This window comes from Curtobacterium sp. B8, assembly GCF_000333315.1.
GTDB classification, from domain to species: Bacteria; Actinomycetota; Actinomycetes; order Actinomycetales; family Microbacteriaceae; genus Curtobacterium; species Curtobacterium luteum.
In genome coordinates this window covers 1-1,597 of record NZ_BACW01000346.1, presented here as the reverse complement: position 1 = coordinate 1,597, position 1,597 = coordinate 1, and the positions used below count along the sequence as shown (strand labels likewise).

At 70.3% G+C, this 1,597-nt stretch carries 2 protein-coding genes; both read right to left on the bottom strand.

The window, feature by feature from the left end; genetic code table 11:
• Window positions 1–146: 146 nt before the first annotated feature.
• A complete protein-coding gene (locus I59_RS08995; protein ID WP_031273453.1) occupies window positions 147–713 on the bottom strand; it encodes a TIGR03086 family metal-binding protein in 567 nt (188 codons plus the stop codon).
• A 341-nt stretch (window positions 714–1,054) separates the two neighbouring features.
• Window positions 1,055–1,597, bottom strand: a 543-nt coding sequence (locus I59_RS08990; RefSeq protein WP_022903587.1) for a YceI family protein, incomplete at its 5' end; no start/stop codon positions are given.

Below are 1,597 nucleotides of genomic sequence, written 5' to 3'. Positions count from 1 at the left end.
ACGCGCGTCGGACGAACGGACGGGCTTCGTCGATGCCGACGCTCCACTCGTGGGAGCCCCTTCGCGGGGGTCGCCGTACGACATCATGCCGAGGACGACGGTGCTGATCTCGAGGCCCGTGGCGCCGAGTCGTGTGGTGTCGGTGGTCATGCGTTCACCCTGGCATCGCGCCCTGTGACCGCGAGGAGGCGGACCTGGAGCGGAGCGTCGTCGGGTACCTGCACGGGGGCGGCGTAGAGGCCGGTCGCGGCGAGGTCCTCGATCTTCGGCTCGAACTGGTGCCAGACGGCCTCGACGAGTTCGGTCGGGAGCGTCTCGTCCGAGCCGGTCGCGCGGGCGAGGTCCCAGGTGTGGATGGTGATGTCGCTCGTCTGCTCGGCGAGGTACTCGTGCGCGGGCACGACGTCGGTGCTGAGGTGCACGTGGACGTCGGCGGGTGCGTTCCGCCAGGCTTCGGTCGCCCGGGTGGCGTGCTTGGTCCACTCGGCAGTCAGGTCCTCGCCGATCTCCCCGAGGTCCGCCTGGGCCTGCTCGTACTCGCACCCGCTGAGGAGCAGGGGGATCCAGCGCTGCTCGTCCACGACGTGCGTCACGAGGTCGCGGGTGGTCCACTCGGAGTCGGGGGTGGGGGCGTCCCAGTCGGTGACGGCGGCGACGCGGCGGCCGAACTCGGCGGCTGCGAGGGCCTGCAGTGCGATCCAGTCGGTGGCCATGAGGGTGCTCCTGTCGGTGGTGCGGTCCGTGCGGCGGATCCCGTCACCGATCCGGAACCGGTCCGGCACCGAGGGGATTCCCGCGCTCACACGCTACTGCGCCGGATCGCCTCGCGGGAGGGCGGTCGGCCCGTCTGTGGAGAAGACACTCGACACGACGACGCCCCGGCTCCGTGGGGGAGGAGCCGGGGCGTCGAGGCGGGTGCTGCAGTGCTGCTGTTCGGTGCCCTCAGGTCACGCTGGTCGAGCGGACCTCAGGCTGTGGCGACCGGCCGGGCCGGTGCTGCGACCGGCGACGCCGGTGCTGCCGTAGGGTGCGGTGCTGCCGTGGGGTGCGGTGCTCAGGCCGCCTGGAGGACGAACTGCACGTCGAGGTTGATGGTCACGTCGTTGCCGAGCGTGAAGCCACCGGCCTCGAGCGCCGCGTTCCAGTTCACGCCGAACTCGGTGCGGTCGATCTTCGTGGTGGCCTCGGCGCCGAGCTTGACCTGGCCGTACCCGTCGGTGGTGACGCCACCGAACTCGGTCTTCAGGGTGACGTTCTTGGTGACGCCGCGGAGCGAGAGCTCGCCGTCGATGAGCATGTCGTCGCCGTCCTCGCGGATGCCGGTCGAACGGAAGGTCATCTGCGGGTGCTCCTCGGCGAGGAAGAAGTCGCCGGTCGCGAGGTGCTGGTCGCGCTGCTGCTGCTTGGTGTTGACGCTGGCGACGTCGATCGAGGCCTCGAGGGTCGAGTCGAGCGGGTTCTCCGCGGTGACGAGCGTGGCGTCGAAGCGCTCGAACGAGCCCTTCACCTTGCTGATCGCGAGGTGGCGGACCGAGAAGGTGACCTCGGAGTGGGTCGGGTCGATCTTCCAGGTGCCGGTCTGTAGCCGGGATGCGAG

Bases quoted from the DNA above. Each gene is read 5' to 3' on its own strand.
- I59_RS08995 (WP_031273453.1), bottom strand. From the start codon at position 713: ATGGCCACCGACTGGATCGCACTGCAGGCCCTCGCAGCCGCCGAGTTC.